Genomic DNA, 25,240 nt, shown 5'->3' with positions numbered 1-25,240 from the left:
CCCCACCCCTCCGCGCCGAGTACCCCGCCGGCCAACAAGCTCCTCGCGCCGGGTGTCGGTCTGGTCGACCGGGCCCGCGACTTCGTCACCGGCCGCGGAAAGTCCTGACCGGCCCGGGAGTCGCGATCAGGGGCGCGTGGGGCGGCCGCGAGCATGCGGACGCCCCACGCGCCCCTGGCAGGGCAGCGTGACGCGGGTCACCCCTCAGTCTGTGACGGCCGCCTACACTGGTCGTTCACGAGCGGGGCAGCGCGGCTCCGTACAGAACAGCTCACCGCAGGTCAGCATCCCGGGTGAGCTCGCCGCTGAGGACCGATCGCCCGTGCCCGCCGACCTGACTCCGCTCATAGCCGCCTCTGCCCGCTGGCTCCTGGCGGCCTACCAGCCCCCGACGGGCGCGCTCAGCCGCGCCCTGGCCGAAGCCCAGGCCCGGCAGGCCGCCACCCTGGCAGCATCCCTGTGCTATCCGACCAGCATGGACGTCCAGCTGCTCCACCTGCTCGCCCCCAGCGGATCTCACCGGCTGGACTGGCTCACCGGATGCGAGCCGCACCCCGACGACACGGACAGCGCCTGGCGGACATGGGTCGACGAAACCGTCGTCAGCTGGGCAGCGTGCCTGCTGGCCGAGCCGGCCCTGGCCGCGCGCGCCCACGAGGCCCTGGCCGCGACCGAGCACCACACCGAGGCCGGCAGCCTGCAGCGCCTGACGAACCCCAGCGCCCTCGACAGTGAAGCCGCTGCCCTGCTGCGTCACCCCGACCTCCTCGAAGGCATCGCCGAGCTGCACCGGCCCCGTCTCCTGGAACGACTGAACGTTCAGGGCGCCCGCCTGCCGTAATGCCCCGGAGGCCGCCACAACCAGGCGGCCCCCCGGCCTGGGCCCTGATGGCAGGGGCGGCGCGCACGCGCCCGTGCCACCCCTCCTGCTGCGTGCGGCGCTGACCGAGCCCTACCAAGGGGCGTGGGCACAGATGGCTTTGCCCCCGTCGGGTGTGCGGGAGATGTGGACGTGGGTGGTGAGGTGGTGGATCAGGTGCCATCCCCAGCCGCCGGTTCCGTCGGTGTGAGGTGGGCGTGGCTGGGGTGGGCGGGAGCTGCTGTCGGTCACACGGATGTCGATGTGGTCCTGGTGCAATCCCAGGTGGAGGGTGCAGGGTCCGTCCGTATGGCGGAGCGCGTTGGTGACGAGCTCGGCGACGACCAGGAGAACGCCGTCGGGGTTTTCGGGCCGGGTGGGGGACCTGACCCGTGCGGCGTGGAGAAGGAAGGCGCGGGTGGCCTCACGTGCCGATGCCGTGGGCCGACCCATGCGCTGTACGTGCCGATCGAGAACGGGTGTGGCCATGATCGTGATCCTCCTTCCCTGGTGGAGACCTATATGCCGCCTGCCCCCTCCTGCCACCGAAAACCTCATTGGGGCGTGATTGCACCGATTACGCCTGTTCATGAAGATCGAGGAACCGCGGAAGGGCGCCAGTACGGCCAGATTCTCGGCGCCACCGGTGCCGGGCCGGAGACGAGGTCCTCGTCCATGTCGTCTCGAGCGGCAGCCGTCGCCGCGGCGCGCCCCGAGCGGGCGGCGACGGCGGCACGGGCAGCACGAGCAAAGAGAGGCGGCGCGACGGTGTCCAACGACCGCAACCGGTCCGGTCCTCCCGGGAGACCAGCACCAACGGTGACCGCGGGGGCACGGCCCACCCGCACTATCCGCCGCTGCGCTTGCCCGGCGGGTCCTGGGGGTCCACGCCCGTCGAGGCGGAAGCGTCCTTCGTTCCGCTGGGACGCTGCGACCGGCCCCGGGTGCCGAGGTCGTGCATGCCCTTCTCCCCGGACGCCTTGCTCTGGTCTTCGCCTCGTGTGCCGTGGCTCTTGACGGGCGCTCCGTGCGGGTTGCCCGCCTCTTCCTTGGAAGCCGTCCGTCCGGGGCCCTTGGCGGGGGCGTACGTCTCCGGGTGGAAGGAACGGTGGGCGCTCGGATTCTCCTGCTGCGTGGTCTCGTCCACGTCCGGCGACCAGCCGTGCTGCTTCGTGCCCTCGTGGGGACCTGGACCCTTGCCGTGCTTCGGCTGGGACGGCTTCGGCTGCTTCGTCATGGCCTCGCCTGCCTGTCTCGGGATGGGCGCGTCTGTGCCGGCGCCTCTATCGCTGGTCATGCCATCGTCCCACCGTTCACAGAAGTGGTCGCGGCAGGCGGCGGGCGGCCGGTGTCGGACCGCGCTCCTGGACGGTGCTACCAGTAGTGACGGCGGCCGCCTACGGCGTGACCGGTCGCTCCCAGGATCCAGAGGACAGCCCCAATGACGAGCAGAATGATCCCGATGGTCCACAGGATCGAAATTCCCGCCACGAAGCCGATGACGAGAAGAATGATGCCAAGAATGAGCATGATGCCCTCCGTCTTCGGGTTCATGACCAGGATAGGCGCCGGCCGTGCCCGACGGCTTGTCCGAGCACGAATGAACGGATTGAAGGAGCAGCTCTCCTCAGACTCGACCTTCAGATCGCCGTCGCCCCCGCGAGCGTGACCGGAAGATTTCTGTAACATCGACGAAGGGCTCCGCCTCGGCTCGGCGGTGACGTCTCGATTTTCGGCCATCGCATAACCGGTGCCACCGGATCTCTCCATCTGAGCGGCGGAATGATCCGAGCCGTGGCCTCGTGGGGCCTCAACCCTGGGAATGATCGGCGGTCCACTGCGCGACCCACTGACCGCGCAACGTCGACGACAGGCGGTGCACGATGCGATTCCCCTTCCGGTTCGGGCACGCCCCGTCAGCGCGCCCGCGGCGCGGCCGACGACCGACCTACGGTTCCTGGCTGGCGAGCACGCTCGGCGGCACCGGCGTGACCCGGTTGCCCGATCAAGGGAACGGCGCCCTCGTCCTCGTTCTCGCGGGGGAGTTCGACAGCGGAACCATGGCGCCGTTCCGCAGAGCCTTGGCCGAGGCCCAATCCGCCCCGGCCGTGCGGACGATCATCGACGTGTCCGGAGTCGTCTACGCGGACTCCGGTCTGATCCGGCTCCTCGTGCAGGCCCATCGTCGGATCCCTCGATTCATCGTCGCGGGCCCTCTTCCACCCCAGCTGCGCCGGCTCCTGGAGCTCAGTGGGGCAGCGGCGTTCCTGCGCATCACGCCGGACGTCGACGCTGCACGCCGGGCCTGATACCGACGTGCCGCTGCCCCGTCCCCCGTGGCCGGGAGCCCGCCCCTGCCTGCTCAGGCGCCGATCGCAACGGCGAGGACAGCCGCACCAGACCCCTACTCCACGATCACGATCGCGATCGGCGCCGCGTCGTGCAGGAGGCTGTCGGCGTCCGTCAGAGCGTCCGCCGTCTGCTTCCAGACGCGGACGTACCTGACCTTCGCAGCCCAGGCCCCGAGATCCGTGGTGTCGGCGCCGTAATCTTGCCAAGCCTTGCCCCGCTCGCCGTCGTCGGCCATCCAGCTGTCCGGCCTGGACTCCCACACGGTGACGGTCGTCACCCACCGTAGTTCTTGTCGGAACAGATCGTCCGGGTCGGCGGGCAGGGTCGGGGCGCGCAGAGATCCGAGCCGGTTCAGGCCCAGGTGGGCGAGCGAGTACGCGACCGCCTCCCCGCCCTCGTTCCCCTTGTCGGGCGGCACTGCGACAGCGGGCCCCTCGTAATGCGGCGCCTCGTACAGCGTCGCCTCCATCATCGGGCCGGCGTTTTCTGCCATAACCCCATTCTCCGCCCCGCCGGACGCCGCAGTCCCCCGCGATGGCACCCGCCAGCTGCCCCTTTACCGGTCGCGCAAGTGCCGGGCAGACCCTCTGCCTGTTATTCCCCGCTGCGGGTACAGACATAGACAGAAGGAAGGGGCGGACATGAGCGCCAGTGAGAAGATCAAGGCCAAGGCCGAGCAAGTGATCGGGAAGGCCGTACGGAAAGCAGCGCATGCCCTGGGCAACGAAACCACCGCAGCCAAAGGCGCCGCTTTGGAAGCCCGTGGCAAGGGCCGTCACATGAAGGAAAAGGGCAAGGACGTATTCAAGTGAAGGAAAAAGGCAAGGACGTATTCAAGCTCTGACCACGACCGGCACGACCGGCTCGATCGGCGCGAGGGCACTGGGATGCCACGCGCACGGCGTGCTGCGGTCGGTTCAAACCGTGCGGGTGACGGTGACCAGGACCCTGACGGGTCTGGTTGCACCCTGCCGGGTCAAACAGGTGGTGACTGCGGTCCACACGTCCTCGCGAACCTGTCGGGCGGTGTCGACGACGCGACGGTCAGCGTGCAGGACGCAGCGCACCTCCACGTGCCATCCGCCTTCCGGGGTGTGTTCGCAGCGGATACCGGCCGCCTCGTGGTGCGAGGCGGTTCCTGCCGTCATGGCGTGGTAGACGCGTGAGGCTGCGAGAGCCAGCCGATCGGCGAGCGCGGGCTGGAGTGCTGCGACACCGGGAGCGGCGAGGGCTGCTGCGGCTGCCGCCTGCTGGATCTCCTCACGGTCGGAGGCGGTTATCGTTCGCGTCATCGTTCGCTCGGCTCGAACCGCTCGCCGCCCGGCACATGAGGCCGTTCCAGCACGGCATTGATTTCAAGGTCGACGACCGTGACGGCGAGACCGAGGGTGTGCTCAGCTGCGTAAAAGACAGCTTGGCGCACCTTCTCAGCCCGTTCCCGCAAGGGCTTGTCGAGCGCGGCGGCCACCGTGATGGCGACGGAGTGGCCGCCCTGTACGGGGGTGAGGCGACAGCTGGCAGCCCGCGCGCCGAGAACGGTGTCAGCCGCCCGGCGCAACACTTTCGCGGCCGCGCTCTCGGCGATGCGCAGATCGCGATCGGGATCGTCCAGCAACAGCATCGCCCCCAGCCGTACCTCCGCCCGGACCGCGTTGATGACCCGGTTGGCGAGGCTGTGGCTGTCGGGCTGTTCCTCGGCGCGCAGAGCACGGGTGGCACGATCCAGGGCGGCAAGCCCTTCGACAGCCTCCTGGCAGTAGGGGCAGCTGCTGCTGTGGGGATCTGCCGCGCCGGCGAGGTCGCGAGCCTGCTCCCAGGCGCGCCCGAGGGGGCGTCCGCAGGGCAGCAGTTCCCCGCCGGCCAGCAGCTCGGCGTCAGAGGTCGGCGGTGCTTCGGCCCTCGTGGCCACGTTCTCGGGCTCGTCAGGGGAGGTGAGGTGCGGGTCGTTCAGCGCCATGGGCGCATCGCCTCCGTCAGAGCGCGCCGTGCACGAAAGAGCCTGCCGCGCACCGTTTGTTCGCTGCTGCCCACCACATGGGCGATCTCTTCGTAGTGCAGGCCGTGCAGCTCCCTCAGAACCCAGCACACGCGCAGCTCGGGGCGCAGCTCCAAGAGCGCTCGCGCCAGCGCGGCTGTGGCTGCGTCGGACTCGGCCACTCGGGGCGGTGAGCTGTCCGCATCCGCGGCAGCGGGTTCGGGGATGACGTCCAAGGGCACGGGGCGGGGCCGGTGGCGCAGCGTGTTGAGGCAACGGTTCGTGACGATGCGGTACATCCAAGTGCCGAACGAGGCACCGTGGCGGAATTCCGGCAGCCGCCGCCACGCGCTGAGGAAGGAGTCCTGGACGGCATCCTCGGCGTCTGCCCGGTTTCCGAGCAGATGCTGGGCGAGGGCGAGCAGGCGGCTACCGTGCCGGCGGACCAGGACGGCGAACGCGTCTTCATCCCCTTCGGACGCCCGTACCGCCAGGACACTGTCGTCCAGGTCACTGGGAGTGTCCCGGTCTGCAGCCCCGTCGACGGTCGGCTGCGGCGCCGGCCGCAGGGAGAGGTTTGCGCCGTACGGGGGCGGGGGTCTGGTCGGATTGCGCATCCGCCGCTCGCTTTCTGCCGGAGACGGTCGTCGCGGCTTGCGTACGCACCCCTCGATGGTATGCGGAACGCGTCGCGCGAGCCGGGTGAGGAATGCCCCTGCGGAGTGTCTAAAGAGTGAGGGCACCGCACCGGCGCCCGGACGGACACCCTGGGGAGGTCCTCATGTCGGACACCATCAACCCCACCGCGGGCGGGAGCGAGCCGCGGTCTGCCGGCAAGACCCTCACGGGTCAGACCGGCGCCGGGACGGCTCCCGAGACCCGGGGCCGGACGACGATCGCCGACAGCGTCGTCGAAAAGATCGCAGGAATGGCCACCCGCGAGGTGCCGGGCATCCACAGCCTCGGTTCCGGCATGGCACGCACGCTCGGGGCGGTGACCGACAAGGTCCCGGGCGGACGTCCCAGCGTGAGTCGCGGAGTGAAGGTCGAGGTGGGCGAACGGCAGGCCGCCGTCGATCTCGACGTGGTCGTGGAGTACGGCGTTGCCATCGTGGACATCGCCGCCGACGTGCGGACCAGCGTCATCACGGCTGTGGAACGCATGACCGGCTTGGAGGTCGTCGAAGTGAACATCGCCGTCGACGACGTCCACCTGCCCGACGAGGAGGACGAGGAGGAGGAAGGCGAGGGCCGCGTGCAGTGACCTCACAGCCCACGGCGTTCCGCCGACGGGCGAACAACGATCGACTCGAAATTCAGGTGAGTGAGATGAGCGCAGCAACGACGGGTCTGCTTGCCGGCATGGCCCTGGGCTTCGCCGCATTCTTCGGCGGCTTCTGGGCGTTCCTGCTCGTGGCGTTCCTGGGCCTCGTCGGCCTGGTGCTCGGCCGCATGCTGCAGGGTGACCTGGAGCTCTCCGACTTCACGCGTTCCCGGGACCGGCGGTGACGTCGCAGCCTGCCGCTGCTTCACCCGGCGGAGCAGCAGCCACCCGGCCGGTCCTGCCGGCTGCCGAACGTGGCGCCACGGTGATTCCGGAAAAGGTGGTGGCCCGTATCGCGGCCCGCGCCGCGCGGGAGGCTCTGGCCACGCACGCGGACGCTTCGGCCGCTCGTGTGAAGCTGGCGGCTCCGCACGCCTCGGTCACCGTCGGGAGCGGCACAGCCCGGCTGGCGCTGACACTGGACCTGCCCTACCCGATGGACCTCGCCGGTGCCTCCCGCCAGGTGCAGCACTACGTCAGCGATCGGGTCGCCCATTTGACCGGGATGCGCATCACTGAAGTCACCCTCGACATCGAGCACCTGGTTCCCTCCGGCGGCCTGGAAGACCGACGCGTGCAGTGAACCGGTCCGCAGGCACACCGGGAAGGAGAGCCGGTATGAAACGGGACCAAGACCCCCCTGCCGAGGCGGAGCGGCCCATCGCAACCGACAAGGTCGCCTCCGACACGACGGGGCCGCTGGGCAAGCAGCCTTCCGCCGGTCCACGGCCGGCTGCCGGGCGCCGGTGGTCCGCACGCCGGACACCCGCCGCGATCACCGCTCTCCTCATCGGAGCTGCGGCCGGCACCCTCCTGTTCGACATCGTCAGGGTCCGTGCGGGCCAGCCCGCCGCAGCCTGGCGCACGCACCTGGCCGACGAACTGGCCACCCGCCCGCTGGACGACGTCTGGATACAGATCGGTGCGGCCGTCCTCGGCCTCCTCGGCCTCTGGCTCATCGTCCTGGCCGTCACCCCCGGCCTGCGTCACGAGGTGCCCCTCAAGACCTCCGACGGGCAGATGCGGGCCGTGATGGATCGCGACTCCGCGGCACTCCTTCTGCGCGATGCCGCCATGCGCGTCCCCGGGGTCAGTGCTGCCAGGATCCGCGTCTTCCAACACCGCGTAAAGGCCCGGGCGGACGTGCGTTTCCGCGCCCCAGCCGACGTCAAGGCCGATCTCCTGGCCGCTCTGCGGGAGGAACTCGACCGGCTCGCCCTCGCCCGCCCGCGTGGGCTCTCCGTTCGGGTACGCCCACGCCGGAAGTGAGCCGTCCCTGAAGGACCACGGCCGAGCAACAGACAGGAAACGGATCCCATGAAGAGGAAATCCGCAGTCAACCGAGTCCTTCTGGCCCTGACAGGCATCGTCCTGCTCGGCTCAGGCATCCTGATTCTGGCGGGCGGCTTCGACCTGTACCGGCGCTGGGAGCTGACAGCCCCTGACGGCTGGCCGCTCATCGCTCCCCAAGATGTCCTGGTCGACGCCGCCGACCGCACCCGCTGGACGGACGAAGGATGGTGGTGGCCCGTGGTGATCGCCGTCCTGGCCATCGTCGTCCTGCTCGCCCTGTGGTGGCTCCTGGCACAGCTGCGCCGCACGCACCCGGGCCACGTACCCCTGGGCGGGGCAGCCGTCGTGGACGGCGTGGAACTTCGCGAGCGTGCCCTCAGCGACGCTCTGGCCGCCGATGCCCAGCAACAGCTCGGCGTCCACAAGGCCCGGGCACGGATGGACGGCCCGGCCAAGCATCCGGAAGCCCACCTCGACCTCACCCTCACCTCCGACAGCGAGCCCGGCCCCGTCCTCCAGGCGCTCGGCGACGGCCCTCTGGAACGCGCCCGCCGCTCCACCGGCCAGACCCGCCTCCCCGCGACGGTGGAACTGCGGGTCAGTCCGCACAAAGCCCACCGCGCCGACTAGGTGTGAAGAGTGCCTGGACGGTTTCGGTGGCCAGGTCTCGCAGCCAGGTGTGGGCGCGGTCGTCGTCGTAGCGCTGGTGCCACAGCAGGTACAGGGGGACGTCGGGCAGCGGGAATGGCGGCGGCAGCGCGGCCAGGCCGAGTTGTTCCCGAGCCGTGCGGGTGACCGCGTCGGGGAGGGTGACGACCAGGTCGGTGTCGAGGGCGAGTTGCAGGGCGAAGGCGGCGGTGGGCCCGGCGGCGACGACGCGTCGTTCGAGGCCGCGTGTGGTCAGGGCGTCATCGATCGGGTCGCGCAGGCTTCCGCGCCGCGAGACCGTGAGGTGTTCTGCGGCTGCGTAGCGCTCGGGGCTCAGCGGGCCTTCGGTGAGCGGGTGGCCCGGACGGACGGCGACGATGAGCCGGTCCCTGCCGACGAGGCGGTGGCGGATGTCGGGGAGCGTCGGAGCGCTGGAGCTCGATTCGAGGTCGACCTCACCCCGGCGCAGCTCGGCGTCGTCCGTCCCGGGTTCGGCGGACAGACGCAGCCGGACGCCGGGAGCCTGATGGAGGACGGCCGTGGTCAGGGCGGTGCCGCAAGCGCCGGTCAGGGCGTCGTGCCAGCGCACGGTGAACACCCGGTCCAGAGCCGTTAGGTCGAGTTCCTGCTGCGCGGAGAGAAGTTGGTGGGCCTGCTCGACGAGGGCGTGGACCTGGGCGCGCATCCCCAGCGCGCGCGGGGTGGGGACCATGCTGCGGCCGGTGCGGACCAGGATCTGGTCACCGGTGGCCTTGCGGATGCGGCCCAGGGCGCGGCTCATCGCCGGTGCGGTGACGTGGAGGCGCGCTGCAGCGCCGGCGACACTGCCCTCTTCCAGCAGGGCGTCCAGGGCGGTCAGCAGGTTCAAATCCAGTTGCATGACAGTAACTCTACGAGTGACAAGCATGCACTTGTCGTTAATGACCAGGGACCCTACTTTCGAAGTGCGGGGCGAGACGACCGCCGCCCCGCTGAAACCGATCCCAGGGAGCCCACATGAGCACCGCCATGCCTTTCGACGCCGACGCGACGCTCCTGTCCGGCGTGACCGCTGCGGTGAAAGCCGCTGGCGTCACGCTGCGCGACCGCTCCACCTCGCACGCGCGGGGCGTGAGTCTGGACGAGGTCGTCGGCGAGATCCACGCCAACGACGACGCAGTGCTGGACGTGCTGCGGGAACCGCTGCTGCGGGCCCGGCAAGGGTCGCAGTGGGCCGAGGACGAGCTGGCCGGCGGCGCGCTCCCGCCCGGGGAGTGGTGGGTCGTCGACCCCGCCGAGGGCAACATCAATCACGTCCACGGCATGGAGGAATGGGCCGTCACCGCCACCCTGGTCCGCGACAACCAGCCGGTACTCACCGTCGTCCACCTGCCGCTGACCGGCGACACCTACACCGCCGTCGCCGGCGGCGGTGCCCGCCTCAACGGCCGACCCCTGAAGGTGTCCGCCAAGACCGACCTGGGCGCGGCGCTCGTCGGCACCGGCCAGGCCAAGCCCGGCGAGGACGAGCGCACTTTCCGGCGGATCGGTGACTCCGTCACGGCGATGCTCATCAACGGCCTGGTCGTGCGCGTGTCCGTTCCCGCCACGATGCAACTCATCCACGTCGCCGCCGGACGCACGGACGCGTTCTGGCAGTTCTCCGACGTCCGCTCCGGCCTGGTCGCCGGCGCCCTGCTGGTCTCCGAGGCCGGAGGCACCGTCACCGACCTGACGGGCGAAGCCTGGAACACCGGCAGCGGCGACTTCCTGGCCGCCGCCCCCGGCATCCACGGCGCCGCCCTCAAGGTCCTCTCGCCGATCACCTGACCGGATGTCTCCCCACCTCCACCCCGAGACCGATACCGATACCGATACCGATCCGCAAGGAGCATCCCCGCATGACCAACATCGGCATCCTGGGCGCCGGCCGCGTCGGCACCAACCTCGCCGGCAAGCTCTCCGCAGCCGGCCACCATGTCACCATCGGGTGCCGGAGCCCCGAAGACACCGCCGCCCGCACCAGTGGGCCCGCCCCGCGGATCACCTTCGCCGATCAGCGCACCACCGCCCGCACCACGGACATCGTGATCAACGCGACGCCCGGCAACAGCTCCCTGGAGCGCCTCACCGACCTGCGCACCGAGCTCTCCGGAAAGATCCTCGTCGACGTCTCCAACGCAACCCTCGACGCCGCTGACGGCCTGCCCGGCGACCTGTGCTACCCGGGCAGCAGCCTCGCCGAGAAGCTCCAAGCCGCGCTGCCCGACACCCATGTGGTCAAGACCCTCAACACCATGCTTTTCATGGTCATGACCGCCCCCGAGACCCTGGCCACCCCACCGACCGCCTACCTCTCGGGCGACGACGAACACGCGAAGAGGACCGTCACCGGCCTGCTCGGCGATCTGGGCTGGCAGCCCGAACGGATCGAGGACCTCGGCGACATCACCACGGCCCGCGCCACCGAGGCCATGATCCTGGCCGTGCCCCACATCCTGCGCCGACACGGCTTCAAGCCCTTCGCCGTCTCCCTCGCCCGCTGACCCACCAAGACATAATTTACCGATTTGGGCGGATAATCCGCTTAGGTGACCCGGCCGGGGGTAGAGGCAGGGAAGCTGGCATGTGGACCGCGCCACGCAGTGGTGTGGGAGGTGAAAAGGATGGCAGCAGGCAAGAAGGTCAAGAACGTGGCCAAGAAGACCAAGGGCAAGGTGAAGGAAACCACCGGCCAGGTCGTCGGCAACGAGAGCCTGGAGGCGAAGGGGGCCCGCGAGCAGATGGCGGGCGATGCGAAGCAGACCATTCAGAAGGCCAAGGACACGCTGAAGCATTAACTCCAGAGGATTAACTCCAGAGCATTGACTCCAGCCGATGGACCCGGGCACTACGGAGAAGGGCCGACGCCAACGTCGGCCCTTCTCGGCGACCAGCCCGGCCCTCCGGCCCGCTGATCGTGCACGCGACTACCGTCGGCGGCGCGGACGGCTTGCTCCAACGGCTTCGTCCTCGTCGCCCTCGTCGTCCTCGTCGTCCTGTTCAGGGACGTCCTCCTCGGCGTATTCCTCCTCGCCATTGGCGTCATCACCTTCGGGTTCCTCTTCGTCTTCCTCAGGCTCTTCCTCCTCAGGCTCTTCGCCTTCCTCGAACTCGCCCCCCTCTTCCTCCTCTTCGTACTCCCCGGCCGGCTCGTCCCCCTCTTCGCCTTCTTCGTCCCCTACCGACTCGCCGCCCTCTTCGTCCTCTTCGTACTCCCCTTCTTCCTCGCCCGCGTCTTCGTCCTCTTCGTACTCGCCTTCTTCCTCTTCTTCCTCCAGGGCCTCTTCGTGGGTTCGGACCACCTCGCCGTCTCGGATCTCGCCGCGCCAGCCTTCCGGTTCGTCAGTGGTGAGCGAGACGTGCCGCAGGAAATGCTTGAGGTCCAGGCGCAGGCGGCGGCCCTGAGCGCGCCACAGGTTGCCGGTCTTCTCGAAGAATCCGGAGGGGTAGTACTCCACCACCACGACGATGCGGGTCAGCGATGGGGCGAGCTCGTGGAAGCTGACGCAGCCGCGGGTGCTCCCCTTGGCGCCTTCTGAAGTCCATACGATCCGCTCGTCGGGTATCTGCTCCTGAACGGTGGCCTTCCAACCGCGCGTCGAAGGCCCGACCTTGACTTTCCAGTCACTGGTGGTGTCATCGTTGCGCGAGACGTCGCGAACGCCCTTGGCGAAGCCACTGAAGTCCTCGTACTGCGACCAGTGGTCGTACACGGTGCGCAGCGGCAGGCCGACATCGATGAACTCGACGATGTTGACGACCTTCCCGCCGCTCTTACGGCCCTTCTTGCCCTTGCCGAAGATTTGGGAGGCGGCGTCGGTCACCTTGTCCTTGAGGCCACTGAAGCCCTGGCCCATCATCGCCTTCATGGGCGAGTCGCCTTGCAGCATCCGCCCCCCGATACCGGCGACGTCAGAGAGCTTTCCCTTGCCTTGCGCCACGTCCGTGAGCTGATCGGTCACTTCCCCCAGCTTGTCCGTCGCCTTGTCCGCAAGCTGCCCGGCCTGGGCTCCCAGAAATGTGGTCAGCTCTTCGAGCAGCTGGTCGAAGCCCGACTTGGATTCTTGGGCGCTGTCGCGTTCTGACTGTGCCATGACCTACCTCCGCGTGGAGGGCTTGCGGCCTGACGTCTTCTTCGCTGCCGTCTTCCTGGCCGTCGTTTTGCGTGCGGGTGTGCGCGCTGCGGTCTTCTTCGCCGGCGCTGTCTTACGTGCGGGTGTGCGCGCTGCGGTCTTCTTCGCCGGCGCCGTCTTACGCGTCGGTGTGCGCGCTGCACTCTTCTTCGCCGGCGCCGTCTTGGCCGTCTTCTTGGCGGCGGCCTTGGCAGGCGCGGCCTTCCTGGCCGGCGCGGCCTTCTTGGCGGCTGAGGAGCGCGCTGAAGGCTTCTCCGCCGAGCTCTTCTTCGCGGCGGTCTTCTTTGCCGCCGCCCGCTTGGCGGGGGCTGCAGGTTTGGAGGCGCTCGGTCGCCGCGTCCTTCGTGCGGGAGCCTCAGAGCCGGTACGAGCGCGGGGCGCGGGCCGGCCGCGCCTGCGGGGCGGGGGCTTTTCCTCCGGCTCTTCCTCTTCTTCCTCTTCTTCCTCCGGCTCGTACGCTTCCTCGGCTTCTCCCTCTTCCTCCTCCGGTTCTTCTTCCTCTTCCGGTTCTTCTTCCTCTTCCTCTTCCTCTTCCTCTCCCTCTTCTTCCTCCTCCTCGCCCTCCGGCTCCGCGTAACCCTCCTCGCCCTCGCCCTCGTCCTCGCCCTCGTCCTCGTACTCGTCCTCGTAGGGCTCCTCTTCGTCCTCGCTCTCCCCGTTACGGCTCAGTTCAAGGGTGCGATGGTGGAGCGAGTCGGCGAGGTCACCGAGCTTGCGATTTGCCGCGGCTCCCAGCGCCTTCTTCCCTGCATCCAGGGCCTCGCCCCGCAGCTGATCGGTGAGCTCGGCGAACTGGGGCGTCTCCTTGAGCTTGGTGAGGCCTTGCGTCAGGAGCTGACCCGGCTCGAGCCCGAAGCGGCGGCCTGCGAGGTACGTGGCCACCGAGAATGCGAGGCGGCCCTTTTTGGTGCGCCCCAGTACGTAGCCCCCGGCCACGGCGGCCGCGAGGGCGATTTTGGTCGTGTCCTCCATGAGCTGGATCCCTCCATCAGGGCACTTGAGAGCAGTGGTCGCCGCCAGGAATACCGTCCGGGCCCCCGGGCTGCGCCGGCTGTGTTCTGTGCCGGCAGCCGAAGAAACGGCCCCGCTCAGGCGGCCTGTACACCGCCTACCCCCGATACGAGATATATGTCCCTATATGATGACATTGTAGTTTCAGCGAGCGGTGTTCCCCCAGTGGAGTGACCACATGGCCGCAGCAGAACCGACACGTCCGAGGAGAGTCCGCCCCCGCCCGGCCGAAGACGCCGAGGAAAGGGAGCGGCCGCCGGCACGCCGCGCTTCCGCCAAACGGCGGCCAGGGGTCCCCGACGCGCCTGCCGCGATGCGTTCCGCAGCCGGGCAACTCGCCCAACTGCTCGGAAGGCCCCCTGACTCCGTCTCGTCGCTCAAGCCGACCGAGGACGGCTGGGAGGCACAGGTGGAAGTGGTGGAACTGGAACGCATCCCCGACACGACCAGCGTGATGGCCAGCTACAAGGTCGCCCTGGACACGGAGGGGCAGCTGATCTCCTACGAACGGACCCGCCGGTACAGCCGAGGCATGATCGACCGGCCGACCTGAAAACGGTCCGCCCTGGAAAGGAGGCGCCATGACCATGGTGCCGCAGAGCGGCAGCAGCGTAAGCAGGGGCGGAAGCAGCCCAGGTGGCAGCAGCAGCCTCTATGACGTGTTGGAGCTCATTCTCGACCGCGGTCTGGTCATCGACGTTTTCGTCCGCATCTCGGTGGTGGGCATCGAACTCATCAAGATCGACGCCCGCATCGTGGTGGCCAGCGTCGACACTTACCTGCGGTTCGCCGAAGCATGCAACCGGCTCGATCTCGAAGCGGGCCGGAAGGCGCCCGCCCAGCTCCCCGAGGTCGTCGGGACCATGATGGAAGGTGGCGCCCGCGGCAAGAGCAAGGGCGCGCTCAGCGGGGCAGTCGATGCCGTGACCGACTCCCTGACCCCCCGCTCCGCCAAGCAGGAGGAACCGGAGGCGGAAGAAGTCGAAGAAGAAGCCGCTCCCAGGAAACGGCGTCCCGCCCGGCGCCCGGTCCACCGGGAAAGGGAGTAATCGATGGCGCTCTACGTGTACGCGATCACCCGCAAGGACCATCCCCACCGCCTTGACGGCGTGACCGGCGTGGGTTCCGACCCCTCACCCGTGCGCACCGTTGCCGCCGGAACCCTGTGCGCAGTGGTCAGCGAGATCTCCGAAGAGATCCGGCCCAAGCGCAGGGACCTCCAGGCACATCAGGAAGTGCTGGAATCCCTCATGGCCGACGGAGTGGTCCTGCCGCTGCAGTTCGGCTACTTCGCCCCCGACGACCAGGCCGTCCAGCAGGCCCTGGAAGAGAACGCGGACAGCTACCTGGCCACCCTCGAGCGACTTGACGGCTGCGCCGAATACCACGTGAGGGCGACCCAGGCGGACGAGGACGAGCTGCTGCGCCAGATCCTCCAGGATTCCCCCGAGGCAAGGGAACTCAACGAGCAGATCCGGGCCGGCGCGCAGGACCCGCAGCTGTCCTTCGCGCTCGGGGAACTGGTCGCCCGCGAAGTGCAGGAACGGCAGGATTCGCTGGCAGCGGGGCTCGTTCAAGCGCTGATTCCCTACGGCCTGGAGCACGTCATCCATCCGCCCTCCAGCCCTGACTTCCTCAATCTGTCGCTGCTGGTGCCCGAAGACCGCACAGAGGACTTCCTGGCGGCGGAGGCCAGCCTGGCTCGGCAGATCGAGGGTGGAGTCGACTTCCGGCTCACCGGCCCGCTGCCCCCGTACAGCTTCGTTCAGTGACCCGGCGACCTCGGAACCGAGGAAGGAGGACACGGACCATGGGACTGTTCACACGCTTGCTGACCCTGCCCGCCGCGCCGGTACAGGCCGTCATATGGGCCGCCCAGCGCGTCGCGGAGAAGGCCGAAGACGAGTACTACGACCCGGCCCCGGTATGGCGCGAGCTCGCCGACCTGGAGAGGCGCCTGCTGAACGACGAGATCGACCAGGACACGTTCGACCGCCGAGAGGACGAGCTGATCGAGCGGCTCACAGAGATCGCAGAGTTCCGCCAGCAATTTTCCTGACGGGGAAGCGAGGCCGTCATCGTGTCTGAGCCACTACCCGGCCGACTCGGATCCTTCCCGTCCCGCGCCGCCCCCGTGCCGTACGGGCAGAGCACCTCCAGCCTTGCCGACATCCTGGAGAGGGTGCTGGACAAGGGCATCGTCATCGCCGGGGACATTCGCATCAACCTTCTCGACATCGAACTGTTGACGATCAAACTCCGAATCCTGGTCGCATCCGTGGACAAGGCGAAAGAGATGGGCATCGACTGGTGGGAGCACGACCCCTCGCTCTCCTCGCGTCACACCGGCAGCCCTCTCGAGCAGGAGAACCGGAGACTGCGCGCCGAGCTGGAGGCCCTGCGCCGCGAACGCCTCGACGGTCAAGAGTTTCCGCCACGCACCGCCGGTGAGGAACCCGAGAGAGACGCGGACGGTGGAGCCCCACGGGAGCGCCGGCCATGACCACATCCGACGACGCCCTCACCTACGTCTACGCCGCGGTCCCCCTCTCGGCAGGCCTCCGCGACGCACTGGAGGGCCTCCGGGGGATCTACGGCTCCCCGGTCCTGTTCGTCACCGCACCCGGTACCGTCGCCGGCGACCCACGGGCGCCCCTGGCCTTCGCCACCAGCCACGTACCACTGCGCGACTTCAACGAAAGCGCGCTGAAGAACCATTTCGAGGACCTGGAGTGGCTCGAGGACGTCGCCCGCACCCATCACGACGTCGTACAGGCCCTTTCCACGCACACCACGGTCCTCCCCCTCCGCATGGCCACCGTGTACCAGGACGACGACCGCGCCGGCCGTGCTCTCGCCGAGCAATACGAAGCATTCGCGGAACGACTCGCCCAGCTCATCGCCCACACCGAATTCGGCGTGAAGATCTACCTCGCGCCCGCCGCGGCCCCGGCGGACACCGGACCCGCCACCGGCCCCGGCGCTGCCACCACTCCGGGCAAGGCATATCTCCAACGTCGCAGGGCCCAGCACAACGCCCAGGAAGCCGTGTACGGCCAAGCGCAAAACGCCGCCGAGGTCATCGGAGCCATCGCCTCCCGGTATGCCTCGCAGCACGTACGGCACCCCACCCAGCGCGGCGCCCTGACCGGGCCCGCCGAGAACGTCCTCAACGACGCCTACCTCGTCCCCGACGCGAACGCGGAGCCGTTCCGGGCCGCCGTCGAAGAGGCCGTCGGCGTCTTCGACGGCATTCGTGTCGAAGTGACCGGCCCCTGGGCGCCCTACTCCTTCGCGATGCCGCCGGCCGTGGGCCAGCACTCGGCCACCGGCGAGGAGCGCGGCTCATGACTCTCGCGGAGCACGGAGAACCGCTGCCCGAGCGCCAAGTGGCGCTGGTGGACCTCCTCGACCGGCTGCTCAGCGGCGGCGTGGTCCTCACCGGCGACATCGTTCTGTCGATCGCCGACATCGATCTCGTCCGCATCTCGCTACGCGCTCTCATCGTGTCCGTCAGCTCCGAGAAGCCTCCAGCCACGGCGGCCCGGGAGGGCGGCCGGAATGAGTGAAGAGCCCCCCGCGCGGCACCACACCCCGCCACCGCACCCCGATCCCGGCCTCAAGGACGTCGGTGACTCGATGGCGCATGCCTTCCGGCTCATTCAGGCGCCCCCCACGCCGCAGGACGCACCCCCACGCGCAGCTCACCGCATGTACACCGACCGCGACACAGTGGAGGAGGACCTGCTCAAACTCGTCCTCACCCTGGTCGAACTCCTGCGTCAGCTCATCGAGCGCCAGGCCTTGCGCCGCGTGGACGCAGGAGACCTCACAGATGAACAGGAAGAGGAGCTGGGAGCCACGCTCCTGGCGCTCCACGACCGGCTGGCCGACCTGTGCGCCCAGCACGGCTACGCGCTGGAGGACCTCAATCTCGATCTCGGCCCGCTGGGTCCTCTCCTTCCGCCCCGAACCTGAAAGACCCGTACCCGGCAGGCGCGGCCAGCCTTCCGGCCCCCTCCCGGCCGTTCCCGCCGGGTGAACGGAGCAACGCCACCCGTTCGGCGGCCTCAGGCGGGGCTGCAGGGCTCACCGTGTCTTTGCTGCGCCCGAGTGGAGTAGAGCACCAGCTCGGCGCCGGGAATCCCACCATCCGACGCGCGATCATCACAGCAGGGGTCCTTCGACCAGTGGCTCACTCCGAGGATCGGAGCCAGCTCGCCGACGTACCTGAGCGCACCAGCAACGAAGCCGCGGCCGTGACGGCCGGGATGGAGAGCACGCCGATGACCAGCCAGCACGACGGTAACGAGTCCCCTTCCCCTTCAGGAGAGCCGCCGGAGGCCGCGGGCCCAGAGAGCGAACCCGGCCGGGCGGAAGAGCCGTCGGCCGGAGCCGACGGCAAGACCACGGCCAAGGAGAAGGCCGCCGCGGTCAAGGAACAGACCATCGCCAAAGCCAAACAGGCCACGGCCCAGGTCCGTGAGAAGGCCGGCCACACGACCGAGCTGGCGAAGAGCAAGACACCCGAGCCGCTCCTGCACACGGCCTCGCACACCGCAGAGCAAGTCCGTGAGGCCGCATCCCGAGCCGGGCACCTCGCAGCTGACAAAACCCCCGACGCGGTCCGTGAAAAGGCTGCTCGCGCGGCGCACGCGGCGGGATCCAAGTGGACCCCCCTGATTTCGGCGGGGATCGCCCTCCTCGTGTTTCTCCTCATGCGCCGCAGGCGGCGGAACTGCTGAAGAGCCGGATCCCGCCTCCGGAGAATTCAGCCACTGCCGCAGCGCTGGCCGCGGGCGGGATCCGAGTGCCGAGCCCAGGAACGGCTCCGCCCTCGAGCAGGAGGGGGAGCCGTTCCGGGTGGTGGGCTGATCAACCCGCCGGGTCAGGCGCGGCGGCGCCTATTGCGGGTGAGGAGGCGGTAGAGGACAAGGAGGATGAGGGAGCCGACGATGGCGGCGATCCATGTGGAGAGATCGAAGAAGCCGTCGATGGAGTCGACGCCGAAGATGACCTTGCCGAGCCAGCCGCCGAGCAGGCCGCCCGCGATGCCGATGAGCATGGTGACGATGAGGCCGCCCGGGTCCTTGCCCGGCATCAACGCCTTGGCAATGAGGCCCGCGAGCAGCCCGATGAGGATCCAAGCAATGATGCCCATAATGCCTTCCTGCTCCCTCCTGTGAAGCCGTTATCAGTTCAGCTTCTTCACTGTCCGAGCACTTTCAAACGTCCGGATGCGCGATCCATCGGGGCGATCAGCTGACCCGTTCTGTATGAGCCGCTCACCGGGCGGGGGACTCATGGCTCGCGCGTTCCGAGCGCATCCGTCCGCCCGGCGAACGCCGAACAGGTCGCAGGCACCACCTCACGACACGGAGGACTGAATGCACGCGGAGTCGGCTCCCCGACATCTCCTCAAGACCCCACAGCGGAAAGCCGTGCACACCTCCCCGCACACCGCAGCAGCGGCGGTCGACGCCGACGTCACCGCCGCCGTCAACCGCGAACTGGACCTCACCTGCGCCGAGTTCGTCAAGTACAGCCGATCGCTCGACGTCATCTTCGCCACCGACGTCGCGGAGCAGCTGGTCTCCTTCGTCCTCGGCAGCGGCTCGCGCATCCGGCCCCGGTTCCTCTGGTGGGCCATGCGGGCCTGCGGCGGGTCCGAACCCCACGTGTCCGGGGCGCTGCGTATCGCCGCCGCGCTGGAACTCATCCAGAGCTGCGCCCTGATCCACGACGACGTCATGGACCAGTCGGCCGTGCGCCGCGGCAGGCTCTCCTTCCACGCGCAGATAGCGCTTCGGTACCCGGCGGCCACGCCCCGGCACGCACCCGGACCGTCACCGTTCGCACACTCGGCCGCGGTGCTCGCCGGAGACCTGGCGCTCTGCTGGGCGGACGATCTGATCGCCGGAGCCGACCTCGACCCGCCCGTGCGTGCGGAGGTCCTGCGGATCTGGCGGGCCATGCGGACGGAGATGGTTGCCGGGCAGTACCTCGACCTGCACGGCCAGGCGACCTCTTCCCGTTCGGCCGTCCGGGCCATCCGTACCGTCTGCCTGAAGACGGCCCGCTACACCGTGGAACGGCCCCTGGCCCTGGGCGCGGCGCTGGCGGGCGCCGACGGCGCCACCACCGGCGCCCTGACCGCCGCCGGCCGCTGCGCCGGCATCGCCTTCCAACTGCGCGACGACCTCCTCGGCGTCTTCGGCGACCCCGAGGTGACCGGCAAGCCCTCGGGGGACGACATCCGCTCCGGCAAGGCGACGTACCTGCTGGCCCTGACCCACTCCCGCGCCCGCGCCACCGGCGCCACCACCGTCATCGACCTCCTCCAGAGCTGCAGGGGGAGCACCGACCTCTCCGGGCCCGCCCTGTCCTCGGTCCGCGAAGCCCTGCAGTCGACGGGAGCTCCGGCGCAGGTCGAACGGCGCATCGAGCGCCTGGTCCGCGCCTCCGAGCGCCACCTCGCCGCGGCGCACCTGCACGGCCCCGCCGCCCACCACCTCGCCGACCTGCTCAGACACATCGCGTCACCACCGCAGCCGGCCGCCGCCACCACCGCACCGGCCGACCCCGACGGAGCCGCCAGATGAGGACGATCACCGGGCCCACCGACCACGTGGTGGTCGTCGGCGCCGGACTCGCGGGACTCTCCGCCACCCTCCACCTCCTCGGGGCGAACCGCCGCGTCACCCTGGTCGAACGTGATCCCCTCCCCGGCGGCCGGGCCGGCCTCGTCGAGCGCGGAGGCCACCGCTTCGACACCGGCCCCACCGTGCTCACCATGCCGCACCTGCTGGAGGAGGCCTTCGACGCCGTCGGCCAGAAGATGTCCGACCGGCTGACCCTGCACCCCCTCCACCCCGCCTACCACGCCCGGTTCGCGGACGGCAGCAGCCTCGACGTCCACACCGGCGCCCAGGCCATGGAGGCGGAAATCGAACGCTTCGCCGGCGGCCGCGACGCGGCCGGGTACCAGCGTCTGCGCCAGTGGCTGCACGACCTCTACCGAGCGCAGATGGGCCGCTTCATCGAGGCCAACTTCGACTCGCCGCTCTCGCTGCTGCACCCAGACCTGGCCCGACTCGCCGCACTGGGCGGCTTCGGCCGACTCCAGCCGAAGATCGGCCGATTCATCGCGGACGAGCGGCTGCAGCGCGTCTTCTCCTTCCAGGCCCTCTACGCGGGCGTCCCGCCGGCCCGCGCACTCGCCGCCTACGCCGTCATCGCCTACATGGACACCGTCGCCGGGGTCTACTTCCCCGAGGGCGGCATGCACGCCGTACCCACCGCCCTGTCCGCTGCAGCCGCCGACGCGGGCGCCACCCTCCTCAACGGGCAGACCGTCACGCGCCTGGAGCGCACCGGTGAGCGGATCACCGCCGTCGTCACCGACCGGCAGCGCATCCCCTGCGACGCGGTCGTCCTGACCCCGGACCTGCCCGTCTCGTACCGGCTGCTCGGCGACCGCCCGCGCCGTCCGCTCGCCCTGCGCCACTCCCCGTCGGCCGTCGTCCTGCACACCGGCACCGATCGCACATGGCCCGAACTGGCACACCACACGATCTCCTTCGGCGCCGCCTGGAAGCAGACCTTCCGCGAACTCACCCGCACCGGCCGCCTGATGAGCGATCCTTCGCTCCTCATCACCCGGCCCACCGCCACCAACCCGGGCCTCGCTCCGCCCGGAAAGCACACCCACTACGTGCTCGCGCCCTGCCCCAACACCGCCGTCGGCCCCTCGGCCGCCTCCTGGAAGGACCTGGGACCCCGCTACCGGGACAGCCTGGTGCGCGAGCTGGAGCGCCGCGGCCTGACCGGCTTCGAGGACTCCATCGACACCGAAGTCCTCGTCACCCCCGCCGAGTGGGCAGCCCAGGGGCACGCAGCCGGCACCCCCTTCTCCGTCGCCCACACCTTCCCCCAGACCGGCCCCTTCCGTCCCCGCAACCTCGTACGCGGCGCTGCCAACGCCGTGCTCGCCGGGTGCGGTACCACCCCGGGCGTCGGCGTCCCGACCGTCCTGATCTCCGGCCGCCTCGCCGCAGCCCGCATCACCGGCCTGGGCGTCCGCCGCCGGACCGCTTCACCCCCTCCCGCGGCGACGAAGGGCGGCCCGGCATGACGCGACGCGAACTCGACGCCGCCGCCATCACCGACCCCGCCCTCCGTGCGGCCTACGAGCGCTGCCGCCGCCTCAACGCCCGACACGGCAAGACGTACTTCCTCGCCACCCGGCTGCTGCCCGCTTCCCGCCGCCCCGCTGTGCACGCCCTCTACGGCTTCGCCCGGCTCGCCGACGACATCGTCGACGACCTGGCCGCCCCCACCGCGCCCGGCGACCGTGCCCGGCGGCTCCAGGCCCTCTCGCACGACCTCCGCCGGGCGATGGAGGGCAGCCCCGGTCGCCACCCCGTCGTCACCGCCGTGGCCCACACCGCGCAGCGCTACCGCATCCCCCACCGCCACTTCGACGACTTCCTCACCTCCATGCGCAGCGACCTCACCGTCACCGACTACGGCACCCTGGACGCGCTGCGTGGCTACATGCACGGCTCCGCGGCCGTCATCGGCCTCCAGATGCTCCCCGTACTGGGCCACACCACATCCCGGGACGAGGCCGCTCCGCACGCCGCCGCGCTGGGCGAGGCGTTCCAGCTCACCAACTTCATCCGCGACGTCGGTGAGGACCTCGACCGCGACCGCGTCTATCTGCCCGCCGATCTCCTCGCCGCCGAGGGCGTGGACCGGGACCTGCTGCGCTGGAGCAGACGCACCGGTCGCCACGATCCCCGCATCACCAGCGCCCTGCGCTCCGCCGCCGCCCTCACCCGGCGGTTCTACGCGGCGGCAGAACCGGGTCTGGACATGCTCGAACCCGTTTCGCGGCCGTGCGTGCGCACCGCCTTCGTCCTGTACGGGGAGATCCTCGACGCCGTCGCCCGCGACGGGTATGCGAGCGTCCACCGCCGCTCCTCGGTCTCGCTCGCCCGGCGGGCGGCCGTCGCGGCGGCCGGCCTGGCGAAGATCGCGGCAGCCCGCCTGGCGGCCCCCGCCGCCCCCGTACTCGAGGAGCCGTTGCGATGAGCCCCAGAGCCTCCCGCCGCCGTCGCATCCCGGTCAGCCTGCGCCGCGACCCGGTGGCCTGGCACCGGCAGGAACCGACCTGGCGGGACGCATCGCCCCGGCTCATCGACGCCGCCCTCAAGCGGGCGCAGGCCCGGCCCGCCGGCAACTGGTACGTCCTGGGCCCGAGCGCCGCCGTCCGCCCGGACGCCGGCTTCGGGCGCACCGTCGGTGGCACGGAGATCGTGGCCTGGCGCGGCCCCGACGGCGCCCTCGTCGCAGGCCCCGGCGCCTGCCCTCACCTGGGCGCCCCGCTGGCCCAGGCCCCGGTCCGCTGCGGCACCCTGGTCTGCCCCTGGCACGGACTCGCCCTCCACGGTGCCCCCTTCGCCGGCTGGAATCCGTACCCCGCCCACGACGACGGCGTCCTCGCCTGGGTACGCCTGGACGGACACGGGGGCGAGGAACCCCTCGACACCCCCGCCGTGCCACCCCGTCCGTCCGCCGCCGGCTCCTTGACCGCCGTCTACACCGGTACCGGCGTCTGCGAGCCCGAGGACATCGTCGCCAACCGCCTCGACCCCTGGCACGGCGCATGGTTCCACCCGTACTCCTTCGTGGATCTCACCGTCCTCGACGACGGCGCCGAGAGCGACGTCCTCACCGTGTGCGTCTCCTTCAGGGTGGCTCGGCGCGTGGTCGTGCCGGTGACGGCCGAGTTCACCGCCCCCGGGCCCCGCACCGTCGTCATGCGCATCGCCGAGGGCGAAGGCCGGGGCTCCGTCGTCGAGACCCACGCCACCCCGTTGGGGACCGGCCGCGACGGCCGGCCCCGCACCCTCGTCACCGAAGCGGTCATCGCCGTCTCCCCCCGGGCCGGCTTCGCGCTCGCCCGCACCGCGGCTCCCCTGTTGCGCCCCCTCGTGCGGCGCGCGGCGGGCCGCCTGTGGCGGGACGACTTCGCCTACGCGGAGCGCCGCTGGGATCTGCGCAGCACCGGACGCTTCCCCGGCTGAGGCAATCGGTACCCCTCCCCGTCCCTGCCCTTGCGCGTGCCGTGCCGCGCCGGTCATCGCGCGGGGGCCGGCGACCGCCCGAGACCCGCCAGCAGCCGGCCCGCTGCGGAACGGCCCCGCTCCGGCACCGTCCACAGCGTCTCGCCCCGTACACCCCACCGCTCCAGCAGGGCGTTCGCGGCCAGGAACCCGCTGGTGGCCGCCCGTTCCATCAGTGCGACCGGCAGACCCGTACGCACCAGGTCACCGGCGACCACGACACGGGCGTCACCCGTGCGCACCCCCGGTCGGTCCTGGTAGCCGCCGACCGTGAACAGGGGGCAGTCCTCGCGCCACTCGTGCCGGAAGTCGACGACCTCGGCGCGCGCCGTCTCCGGGTACACCTCACGCAGTCGGCGCGCCAGCCGCTCCTCCACCTCCGGGCGCGGCTCCGCCGGATCAACGGCGTACGCGTGCAGTTCCACCACCGAACCGCCGGTCCGCAACGCCCAACGGTGCGCCTCCCCCTCCCACCGGTCCAGGACGCTCACGTTGTCGAGGCCGCCGAAGCCGCTGGTGCCGAGGAAGCCGTGCCGGTCTCCGGCCACCGCGCGCGACAGCCACAGCCGCGACACCAGGAACGCCGGCGCCGTCCGCAGCCCGGCGATCCGGGCCCGCCACGCCGGGTCCACCAACTCCGGCGAGGCGCTCACCACCCCCCGCAGCCCTCCGGTGTCCAGGGCCAGCACCACTCCCTCGTACCGCTCGACCGCCGCTCCCGCGACGACCTCCACCCGGTCCTCGCCGACGGGGCGGACCTCCCGCACCGCCGTGCCCGTACGGATTTCCACGCCGAGGCCGCCCAGATGCCTGGCCAGCGGGTCCCACAGGGCTTGCGGGAACGGTTCGCGCGGCACGTCGAAGAGGAGCCCCTCGCTGGAGCCGAGGAAGTAGATGTGGAACATCAGCACCAGTTCCGCCGCCGACAAGGTCGCCGGATCGGCGAAGAAGCTCCGCGAGAACACCTCGAACGCCAGGTGGTGCGCCGCCTCCGGGAAGCGGATCCCGGCCAGGAACTCGGTGGCGCTCACCCCGTCCAGAGCCTCGTACACCCCCGGAACGCCGACGTCCAGAAGAGGCAGGGCGGCCCGCGGATTCATCCGCCCCAGATCCCGCCAGCCGAAGGACGGGCTCTGCGCGACGAAACCGACGGCGCTGAGCGGCGGCGTGCGCGGTACGCGGGCGAAGCTGTCCTGCCCGCCGCTGCGATGGCGCAGTGGATAGTCCGCCAGCCCCGTCAGACCGTTCAGCCCCGGATCGGTACGGCGCAGCAGCGCCCGCAGGTTGTAGTACTGCCGAAAGAAGGCGTGGAAGCCACGGCTCATCGTCACCTCCGAGCCGTCCGCCAGCCGCGTTCGCCACCCCGCCAGCCGGCCGCCGAGCTGCGCGTCCCGCTCGTACAGGGTGACGCGCACACCGCGCTCGGCGAGCACGGTCGCCGCTGACAGACCGCCGATGCCACCCCCCACCACGGCCACCCGCGGACCGTCCCCC

The 25,240-nt window shown here is 70.3% G+C and carries 36 protein-coding genes and 1 pseudogene; 25 read left to right on the top strand and 12 right to left on the bottom strand.

Annotated elements, in window-relative coordinates:
- Both PV721_RS23440 and PV721_RS23435 read left to right on the top strand, forming a co-directional pair.
- Window positions 1–108, top strand: a pseudogene (locus tag PV721_RS23440) (hemerythrin domain-containing protein); the annotation flags it as partial.
- Between the two features lie 214 nt (window positions 109–322).
- Window positions 323–841 (top strand): hypothetical protein, encoded by a 519-nt coding sequence (locus PV721_RS23435; RefSeq protein WP_319727480.1) that lies wholly within the window; start codon window positions 323–325, stop codon window positions 839–841.
- Window positions 842–952: 111 nt separating this feature from the next.
- On the opposite strand, the gene PV721_RS23430 is transcribed toward PV721_RS23435, so the two are convergent.
- From PV721_RS23430 to PV721_RS23420, 3 genes are all read right to left on the bottom strand, one after another.
- Window positions 953–1,348, bottom strand: a complete 396-nt coding sequence (locus PV721_RS23430) for an ATP-binding protein (protein ID WP_319727478.1) — start codon at window positions 1,346–1,348, stop codon at window positions 953–955.
- A 358-nt stretch (window positions 1,349–1,706) separates the two neighbouring features.
- Window positions 1,707–2,096 (bottom strand): hypothetical protein, encoded by a 390-nt coding sequence (locus PV721_RS23425; protein WP_319727476.1) that lies wholly within the window; start codon window positions 2,094–2,096, stop codon window positions 1,707–1,709.
- 137 nt (window positions 2,097–2,233) lie between these two features.
- Window positions 2,234–2,389: a DUF6131 family protein gene (locus PV721_RS23420; RefSeq protein WP_319727484.1), complete on the bottom strand. Its 156-nt coding sequence runs from the start codon at window positions 2,387–2,389 to the stop codon at window positions 2,234–2,236.
- Window positions 2,390–2,847: 458 nt separating this feature from the next.
- On the opposite strand from PV721_RS23420, the gene PV721_RS23415 reads away from it, so the two are divergent.
- Complete coding sequence (locus PV721_RS23415) at window positions 2,848–3,168, top strand: STAS domain-containing protein (RefSeq protein WP_319727474.1); 321 nt, start codon at window positions 2,848–2,850, stop codon at window positions 3,166–3,168.
- Window positions 3,169–3,263: 95 nt separating this feature from the next.
- Here the strand turns inward: PV721_RS23415 and PV721_RS23410 are convergent, their stop codons facing one another.
- Window positions 3,264–3,704, bottom strand: coding sequence for a hypothetical protein (locus tag PV721_RS23410; protein ID WP_319727472.1), 441 nt, complete (start codon window positions 3,702–3,704; stop codon window positions 3,264–3,266).
- A 148-nt stretch (window positions 3,705–3,852) separates the two neighbouring features.
- Between PV721_RS23410 and PV721_RS23405 the strand changes: the two genes are divergently transcribed.
- On the top strand, window positions 3,853–4,023 hold the full coding sequence (locus PV721_RS23405) for a hypothetical protein (protein WP_319727471.1): 171 nt from the start codon (window positions 3,853–3,855) through the stop codon (window positions 4,021–4,023).
- Window positions 4,024–4,128: 105 nt separating this feature from the next.
- Here PV721_RS23405 and PV721_RS23400 read toward each other — a convergent pair whose 3' ends face one another.
- From PV721_RS23400 to PV721_RS23390, 3 genes are read right to left on the bottom strand one after another with little or no spacing between them, the layout of a single operon-like run.
- Window positions 4,129–4,503, bottom strand: coding sequence for a hypothetical protein (locus tag PV721_RS23400; RefSeq protein WP_319727470.1), 375 nt, complete (start codon window positions 4,501–4,503; stop codon window positions 4,129–4,131).
- Window positions 4,500–5,168, bottom strand: a complete 669-nt coding sequence (locus PV721_RS23395; RefSeq protein WP_319727469.1) for a hypothetical protein — start codon at window positions 5,166–5,168, stop codon at window positions 4,500–4,502. Before PV721_RS23395 ends, PV721_RS23400 begins: the two co-directional genes overlap by 4 nt.
- Window positions 5,159–5,803 carry an RNA polymerase sigma factor gene (locus PV721_RS23390; protein WP_319727468.1) on the bottom strand — a complete coding sequence of 215 codons (645 nt, stop codon included), beginning with the start codon at window positions 5,801–5,803 and terminating at the stop codon, window positions 5,159–5,161. Before PV721_RS23390 ends, PV721_RS23395 begins: the two co-directional genes overlap by 10 nt.
- A 164-nt stretch (window positions 5,804–5,967) precedes the next feature.
- Between PV721_RS23390 and PV721_RS23385 the strand changes: the two genes are divergently transcribed.
- The 5 genes from PV721_RS23385 to PV721_RS23365 all read left to right on the top strand — a co-directional run bounded on the left by PV721_RS23385 (window position 5,968) and on the right by PV721_RS23365 (window position 8,433).
- Complete coding sequence (locus tag PV721_RS23385; protein ID WP_319727467.1) at window positions 5,968–6,450, top strand: Asp23/Gls24 family envelope stress response protein; 483 nt, start codon at window positions 5,968–5,970, stop codon at window positions 6,448–6,450.
- A gap of 65 nt (window positions 6,451–6,515) precedes the next feature.
- Window positions 6,516–6,695 (top strand): hypothetical protein, encoded by a 180-nt coding sequence (locus PV721_RS23380; protein WP_319727466.1) that lies wholly within the window; start codon window positions 6,516–6,518, stop codon window positions 6,693–6,695.
- Between the two features lie 80 nt (window positions 6,696–6,775).
- A complete protein-coding gene (locus PV721_RS23375; RefSeq protein WP_319727464.1) occupies window positions 6,776–7,093 on the top strand; it encodes a hypothetical protein in 318 nt (105 codons plus the stop codon).
- Between the two features lie 35 nt (window positions 7,094–7,128).
- Window positions 7,129–7,779: a DUF6286 domain-containing protein gene (locus PV721_RS23370; protein ID WP_319727462.1), complete on the top strand. Its 651-nt coding sequence runs from the start codon at window positions 7,129–7,131 to the stop codon at window positions 7,777–7,779.
- Between the two features lie 48 nt (window positions 7,780–7,827).
- Window positions 7,828–8,433, top strand: coding sequence for an alkaline shock response membrane anchor protein AmaP (locus PV721_RS23365; protein ID WP_319727460.1), 606 nt, complete (start codon window positions 7,828–7,830; stop codon window positions 8,431–8,433).
- Here the strand turns inward: PV721_RS23365 and PV721_RS23360 are convergent.
- Entirely contained in the window at window positions 8,402–9,331 is a 930-nt protein-coding gene (locus PV721_RS23360) for a LysR family transcriptional regulator (protein ID WP_319727458.1), read from the bottom strand. The genes PV721_RS23365 and PV721_RS23360 overlap by 32 nt on opposite strands.
- A 116-nt stretch (window positions 9,332–9,447) precedes the next feature.
- Here PV721_RS23360 and PV721_RS23355 point away from each other — a divergent pair, with 116 nt between their 5' ends.
- From PV721_RS23355 to PV721_RS23345, 3 genes are all read left to right on the top strand, one after another.
- Complete coding sequence (locus tag PV721_RS23355; RefSeq protein WP_319727457.1) at window positions 9,448–10,260, top strand: inositol monophosphatase; 813 nt, start codon at window positions 9,448–9,450, stop codon at window positions 10,258–10,260.
- 71 nt (window positions 10,261–10,331) lie between these two features.
- Window positions 10,332–10,976 (top strand): NADPH-dependent F420 reductase, encoded by a 645-nt coding sequence (locus PV721_RS23350; protein ID WP_319727456.1) that lies wholly within the window; start codon window positions 10,332–10,334, stop codon window positions 10,974–10,976.
- Between the two features lie 120 nt (window positions 10,977–11,096).
- Window positions 11,097–11,270: a CsbD family protein gene (locus tag PV721_RS23345; protein WP_319727455.1), complete on the top strand. Its 174-nt coding sequence runs from the start codon at window positions 11,097–11,099 to the stop codon at window positions 11,268–11,270.
- Window positions 11,271–11,399: 129 nt separating this feature from the next.
- Here PV721_RS23345 and PV721_RS23340 read toward each other — a convergent pair whose 3' ends face one another.
- Both PV721_RS23340 and PV721_RS23335 read right to left on the bottom strand, forming a co-directional pair.
- Entirely contained in the window at window positions 11,400–12,566 is a 1,167-nt protein-coding gene (locus PV721_RS23340) for an SRPBCC family protein (protein ID WP_319727454.1), read from the bottom strand.
- A gap of 3 nt (window positions 12,567–12,569) precedes the next feature.
- Entirely contained in the window at window positions 12,570–13,577 is a 1,008-nt protein-coding gene (locus tag PV721_RS23335) for a histone protein (RefSeq protein WP_319727452.1), read from the bottom strand.
- A 217-nt stretch (window positions 13,578–13,794) separates the two neighbouring features.
- Here PV721_RS23335 and PV721_RS23330 point away from each other — a divergent pair, with 217 nt between their 5' ends.
- The 9 genes from PV721_RS23330 (at window position 13,795) to PV721_RS23290 (ending at window position 18,361) form a co-directional block, all read left to right on the top strand.
- On the top strand, window positions 13,795–14,169 hold the full coding sequence (locus PV721_RS23330; protein WP_319727451.1) for a gas vesicle protein: 375 nt from the start codon (window positions 13,795–13,797) through the stop codon (window positions 14,167–14,169).
- A 28-nt stretch (window positions 14,170–14,197) separates the two neighbouring features.
- Entirely contained in the window at window positions 14,198–14,665 is a 468-nt protein-coding gene (gene gvpJ, locus PV721_RS23325; RefSeq protein WP_319727450.1) for a gas vesicle protein GvpJ, read from the top strand.
- Between the two features lie 3 nt (window positions 14,666–14,668).
- Window positions 14,669–15,388 carry a GvpL/GvpF family gas vesicle protein gene (locus PV721_RS23320; protein WP_319727449.1) on the top strand — a complete coding sequence of 240 codons (720 nt, stop codon included), beginning with the start codon at window positions 14,669–14,671 and terminating at the stop codon, window positions 15,386–15,388.
- A 38-nt stretch (window positions 15,389–15,426) separates the two neighbouring features.
- Window positions 15,427–15,675, top strand: coding sequence for a gas vesicle protein GvpG (locus PV721_RS23315; protein ID WP_319727448.1), 249 nt, complete (start codon window positions 15,427–15,429; stop codon window positions 15,673–15,675).
- 21 nt (window positions 15,676–15,696) lie between these two features.
- On the top strand, window positions 15,697–16,119 hold the full coding sequence (locus PV721_RS23310; protein WP_416371160.1) for a gas vesicle protein: 423 nt from the start codon (window positions 15,697–15,699) through the stop codon (window positions 16,117–16,119).
- Window positions 16,116–16,967 carry a GvpL/GvpF family gas vesicle protein gene (locus tag PV721_RS23305; RefSeq protein ID WP_319727446.1) on the top strand — a complete coding sequence of 284 codons (852 nt, stop codon included), beginning with the start codon at window positions 16,116–16,118 and terminating at the stop codon, window positions 16,965–16,967. Before PV721_RS23310 ends, PV721_RS23305 begins: the two co-directional genes overlap by 4 nt.
- The gene (locus tag PV721_RS23300; protein ID WP_319727443.1) at window positions 16,964–17,185 is read left to right on the top strand and encodes a gas vesicle protein; all 222 of its coding nucleotides are present in this window, start codon (window positions 16,964–16,966) and stop codon (window positions 17,183–17,185) included. The genes PV721_RS23305 and PV721_RS23300 overlap by 4 nt, the downstream gene beginning before the upstream one ends.
- Window positions 17,178–17,594: a gas vesicle protein K gene (locus PV721_RS23295; protein WP_319727442.1), complete on the top strand. Its 417-nt coding sequence runs from the start codon at window positions 17,178–17,180 to the stop codon at window positions 17,592–17,594. Before PV721_RS23300 ends, PV721_RS23295 begins: the two co-directional genes overlap by 8 nt.
- 212 nt (window positions 17,595–17,806) lie before the next feature.
- The gene (locus PV721_RS23290; protein ID WP_319727441.1) at window positions 17,807–18,361 is read left to right on the top strand and encodes a hypothetical protein; all 555 of its coding nucleotides are present in this window, start codon (window positions 17,807–17,809) and stop codon (window positions 18,359–18,361) included.
- A 143-nt stretch (window positions 18,362–18,504) separates the two neighbouring features.
- Here PV721_RS23290 and PV721_RS23285 read toward each other — a convergent pair whose 3' ends face one another.
- Window positions 18,505–18,777 (bottom strand): GlsB/YeaQ/YmgE family stress response membrane protein, encoded by a 273-nt coding sequence (locus PV721_RS23285; protein ID WP_319727440.1) that lies wholly within the window; start codon window positions 18,775–18,777, stop codon window positions 18,505–18,507.
- Between the two features lie 226 nt (window positions 18,778–19,003).
- On the opposite strand from PV721_RS23285, the gene PV721_RS23280 reads away from it, so the two are divergent.
- Genes PV721_RS23280 through PV721_RS23265 form a run of 4 tightly spaced genes read left to right on the top strand, consistent with a single transcriptional unit; the run spans window position 19,004 to window position 23,707 of the window.
- The gene (locus PV721_RS23280; RefSeq protein ID WP_319727438.1) at window positions 19,004–20,218 is read left to right on the top strand and encodes a polyprenyl synthetase family protein; all 1,215 of its coding nucleotides are present in this window, start codon (window positions 19,004–19,006) and stop codon (window positions 20,216–20,218) included.
- Window positions 20,215–21,750 (top strand): phytoene desaturase family protein, encoded by a 1,536-nt coding sequence (gene crtI / locus PV721_RS23275; protein WP_319727437.1) that lies wholly within the window; start codon window positions 20,215–20,217, stop codon window positions 21,748–21,750. The genes PV721_RS23280 and crtI overlap by 4 nt, the downstream gene beginning before the upstream one ends.
- Window positions 21,747–22,712 (top strand): phytoene/squalene synthase family protein, encoded by a 966-nt coding sequence (locus PV721_RS23270; protein WP_319727436.1) that lies wholly within the window; start codon window positions 21,747–21,749, stop codon window positions 22,710–22,712. The genes crtI and PV721_RS23270 overlap by 4 nt, the downstream gene beginning before the upstream one ends.
- A complete protein-coding gene (locus PV721_RS23265; RefSeq protein ID WP_319727433.1) occupies window positions 22,709–23,707 on the top strand; it encodes a DUF5914 domain-containing protein in 999 nt (332 codons plus the stop codon). The genes PV721_RS23270 and PV721_RS23265 overlap by 4 nt, the downstream gene beginning before the upstream one ends.
- Before the next feature lie 53 nt (window positions 23,708–23,760).
- On the opposite strand, the gene PV721_RS23260 is transcribed toward PV721_RS23265, so the two are convergent.
- On the bottom strand, window positions 23,761–25,240 hold a 1,480-nt coding region (locus tag PV721_RS23260), incomplete at its 5' end, for an FAD-dependent oxidoreductase (RefSeq protein ID WP_319727431.1).

The organism is Streptomyces sp. MB09-01, from assembly GCF_033794505.1.
GTDB lineage: Bacteria > Actinomycetota > Actinomycetes > Streptomycetales > Streptomycetaceae > Streptomyces.
Note: the sequence above shows the minus strand (reverse complement) of the source record. Positions and strands in the feature narration are given on the sequence as shown.